2 protein-coding genes and 2 pseudogenes are annotated in these 3,991 nt (G+C 68.9%); 2 read left to right on the top strand and 2 right to left on the bottom strand.

Going from position 1 to position 3,991, the window contains the following annotated elements:
- Window positions 1-187 (bottom strand): annotated as a pseudogene (locus CC117_RS09090) (ABC transporter substrate-binding protein); the annotation flags it as partial.
- A 1,060-nt stretch (window positions 188-1,247) separates the two neighbouring features.
- Between CC117_RS09090 and CC117_RS09085 the strand changes: the two are divergent.
- On the top strand, window positions 1,248-1,550 hold the full coding sequence (locus tag CC117_RS09085) for a DUF1905 domain-containing protein (protein ID WP_071083112.1): 303 nt from the start codon (window positions 1,248-1,250) through the stop codon (window positions 1,548-1,550).
- Window positions 1,551-1,819: 269 nt separating this feature from the next.
- Here the strand turns inward: CC117_RS09085 and lysA are convergent, their stop codons facing one another.
- Entirely contained in the window at window positions 1,820-3,133 is a 1,314-nt protein-coding gene (gene lysA, locus CC117_RS09080; RefSeq protein WP_071083316.1) for a diaminopimelate decarboxylase, read from the bottom strand.
- 600 nt (window positions 3,134-3,733) lie between these two features.
- Between lysA and CC117_RS09075 the strand changes: the two are divergent.
- A pseudogene (locus CC117_RS09075) lies at window positions 3,734-3,991 on the top strand (5'/3'-nucleotidase SurE); the annotation flags it as partial.

Raw genomic sequence — 3,991 nt, 5'->3', positions numbered from 1 at the left:
GACCTGCCCGGGCGGCGGACAGCGCGCCGCTGCCGAGGCCGGAGTCCGAGTAGAGGAAGCCGAGCTTCACCGTGTCGGTGGTGACACCGGGGCTGTCGCAGGTGGCAGGTACGGCGTCCTCCCCGCCGCCTCCGCCCGACCCCGAGCATCCGGRGACGGTGGCGGCCAGGACGGCGGYGAGCACCACCCCAAGCCTTCTTGTCAAGCCGCCTGAGCGCATCAATAACCCCACAGGAAATAAACAACGATCGTGATGGGGGATCTGGGCCGCGGTGGGCRGGGCGAGCCGGGTCAGATCAGACAGGGCTGAAGACTGGGCAGTGCCCCCATCGAAACGTTCATACTTAGTGAAATTTTTGGCTGATAGTAGCAGGTCCGATCTACGGCCCGTTGGCCGGCAAGTGGAGCGGCCGGCGTCGATCCGATCCAAAGTCAATCCCGGTCCGGTCGGCCCACTTGCCGGCCTTCTCTAACGCGGATCTGCTTCATCTGGAGCCCGGTGTGATTCCTGTCGCGCTACGGTAGCCCCGTTTCCGACAGGTTTCGGGCGATTCGTCCGGCGTCGCCCCACCGTCACCCGGAGTCCCTGCCTGGCCCTGACCTCGGTCGGTGGTGCCTCCCGGCAGCGTGCGGTGCGGGGGCGGCGCTGCCGGCGCGGACGTGTCACAGTCGTCCACCACGCGGTCGTGGTCGCGCGCTGATCGGCTAGCCGTCCGGCTGTGCCCGGCACCGGTCCTGGCCGGGGAGCACAGTCGCTCCCGCAGAGCCGAGGCCACCCCGTAAACGCCGGCCACACTGCCGAAACCAGGTGCCGGGCGCTCGGTTCCGTGGCCCGTCTGCGGGTCGTTCCGGACGGAGATATTCCGCTATTAGATCCCGGTTCCCGTCTCCTGGCGTCAGTCAATAACCGGCCGGTCGGATGGGTGTGGGGTCGGGAACTTGGCGGTAGGCCGCCTCTCGTACAGAGAGAACAGGGGAGTGCTTCGCAGTAGCGGCGTTCCCGCTCGCGACGGAGAGCCGGTGCGGCCAGCCAGGCGTCGCTCCGGGACTAAATCAGATGTCTTTTCCGCGGCATCGTTGGCGGGTGGCACGGTCGCGGGAGCGCCGAAATTTCTGGACGGCTCCTCCGTCCGGGAGAAAGAGGTATCCGCGAAAATCAGTCGCCTGGTGCCATAGCGCCTTTGCTGACGGCCCCGGTGAGGTGCCCCCGGCGCAGAACTGTCGGTACCGCGTGAAACGCTCGGACCATGGTCCTTGTTTTCGAAGGCGAGCTCTGGCTGTGGAACGCCCGCCGCGTTGATACGTGGACGTTTGTCAGCCTGCCGACAGAGGTCTCTGCGGAGATCCGCGACCGTGCCGGCGGAGCAAGCCGCGGCTTCGGGTCGCTACGAGTGCGGGTCACCGTCGGGGGCACCACCTGGGCCACGTCGATCTTCCCGGACAGTGCGGGTGGCAGTTATGTGCTGCCCGTCAAACGGGCCGTCCGCAGAGCGGAGGAGCTGGAGGTGGGAGACGCCGTGGCGGTCACCGTCGAGCTCGTCGACATCTGATGTCCGGCAGCCCGGCCGTGCCGCTCGGCACGAGGTTCGGCGCCGACCCCTGGAGGCGTGCCACCGGATCTTCGTTCGATCCGAGACGGTGCCGACCAACCTGGACCTGGTGCCGGCGGAGTTCGGCGGGAGGTCTGGTCCGCCGGCTGCCGGCCCTCACCGCCCACACCCTCGGCCTCCAGGCCGGGGAGCCGTTCCGGATCTGCTGCCCCGGCCCTACGGCCGGGGCAGCAGTACATACGCCGATATTGCGCGTGAGTGCTTCCGGGTCAGCCCGCTGACGGCGTGTCGTCGAGCAGTTCGAGTGCCACCAGGTCTTCGTAGGTCTCGCGGCGGCGGATGAGCCGGGCCCGGTCCCCCTCGACGAGGACCTCGGCGGGCCGGAGCTGGCTGTTGTAGTTGCTCGTCATCGTCATGCCGTAGGCGCCGGCGCCGAATATCGCGATGAGGTCGCCGGCCGCCATCGCCGGGAGCGCACGGCCCTTTGCCAGATAGTCGCTCGATTCGCAGATCGGGCCGACGACGTCATAGGTGACGAGGTCGTCGAGTGAATGYTGGTCCCGAGAGGGGGGAACCATCTCGATGCCCGGCGTTACCGGCCACATGAAGTGATAGCTGTCGTACATCGCGGCCCGGACGATATGGGTCATGCCCGCGTCGATCACGACCAGCTGCCGTTCGCCGGCCTGCTTGCGGTAACGGWYGGCGGCGAGGAGCACACCAGCGTTCGCCGCGATGGTCCGGCCCGGCTCGAAGATGACCTGACCACCGCGGCCGACGAAGCCCTCCAGCCGCGGGCAGATCGCCTCCGCGAAGTCGTCCCAGCCCGGAGCACTCCCCGCCGAGTACTCGGCGGGGAAACCGCCACCCAGATTGATCGTGGTGACCGGATGCCCGGCGGCCTCGATCTCGGCGACGAGGGCCAGGACCCGCTCGAGTGCCATCGCGTAGACCTGCGGATCGAAGATGGGGCTGCCGATGTGGACGTGGATGCCCTCCGGCCGAAGGGAACCGTCGGCGGCGGCCGAGCTGAACAGCGCGGCAGCCCGCTCGATGTCCACCCCGAACTTCACACCGCGGACGGCCGTCGTCGTCCGGGCCGGGGTACGCAGGTCAGGTGCGATGTCGGGGTTGACCCGGATGGCCAGCCGTGGTCGCCGACCCTCCTCTCGCGCGATGCGGGCGAGGAGCGCGACCTCCTCCTCGGACTCGACGTTGATGCAGCGGATGTCCCGCCGGACAGCATCCCGCAGCTCGTCGGCGGACTTGCCCACGCCGGCCAGAACAATGCGTTCGGTATTCACACCCGCGGCCAGCGCCCGGTGCAGTTCGCCGCCGCTCACCGTGTCGATACCGGCGCCCTGCTCACCCAGGAGACGAAGCAGGTGCACATTGCTCAGTGCCTTCGCGGAGAAACAGATGAGCGGATCGATCGACTCGAACGCCTTGGCAAACCGAACATAATGGTCGACGAGAGTCGACGCCGAATAGACATAGGTCGGTGTGCCGAATTGTTCGGCCACCTCACGCAGCGGCGTCTGGTCGCACCACAGGGCGCCGTCGCGATAGGAAAACTCGTCCATCTCATCCTCACCGTGATGGCCGGTGCCAGCCTACCCGGCACTATCACCGGTCTCGGCAGCAAAGGCTGACTAGAGGCTACGGCACGGTGCGGTTCACCCCCGCGCGCCGTGACCGGCCGTCCGGCGGTGCGGTTGTCCGGCGCGGCGGGTGCGGTCGCCAGCCCGCGTCGCATCCCATGCGTGCCTGCTGCCGGCCCCGCGCTCGGCTGCTGCCCCGGGTCTGCCGCTGTCCCGGCTGGCTGTCCGCGCGGCGGCTGCCGCCCCTCGCGGCTTCCGCCGAGCCGCTTCTCGGGCTCCCGTTCGCCGCCCGGTCGTCGGCCTGCCCTGGCAGCGGCTGACGACGTTCACCGTGGCTGCGAACAGTGGGTGACATTCTCCGCAACGATCGGGGGGCGGCAACGGATATGTACAGGTCAGGGGATATGAATGGGCCCGCTGTTCCCGAGGGGGCAGGCGGCGGGCGGGTGGGCGGCCGGTTGCGGTCGTGCCGACAAGGACACGGATGAGACGACCATGGAGAACACGGTGACGGGCGCGCGACAACAGGGCATGGATCGGGACGCGACCCGGAGGCGGCCCCGAGCCGCAGGCATGCCGCGCATGGCGGCGGTGCCTCTCGCCGCACTCTTCACCCTCGTCACACTCGGTGCCGCGGCCGGCTGTGGCGACAACATCACCGGGGCAGGTCCGGCCGGTGGTGAATCCGGCCGGAGTTCCGCTTCCTCTTCCCCGAGTGAGGCGGCCCCGGCCGGGCCCGCGCCGCTGGACATCCTGGTCACCAACGACGACGGGGTGGGCGCACCGGGCATCGACGCGGTCGTCCGCGGCCTGCGCGCATTGCCCGGGGTCACCGTGACA

Origin of the sequence: Parafrankia colletiae (genome assembly GCF_001854655.1) — a bacterium.
In the GTDB taxonomy this organism is placed as follows: Bacteria; Actinomycetota; Actinomycetes; order Frankiales; family Frankiaceae; genus Parafrankia; species Parafrankia colletiae.
Note: the sequence above shows the minus strand (reverse complement) of the source record. Positions and strands in the feature narration are given on the sequence as shown.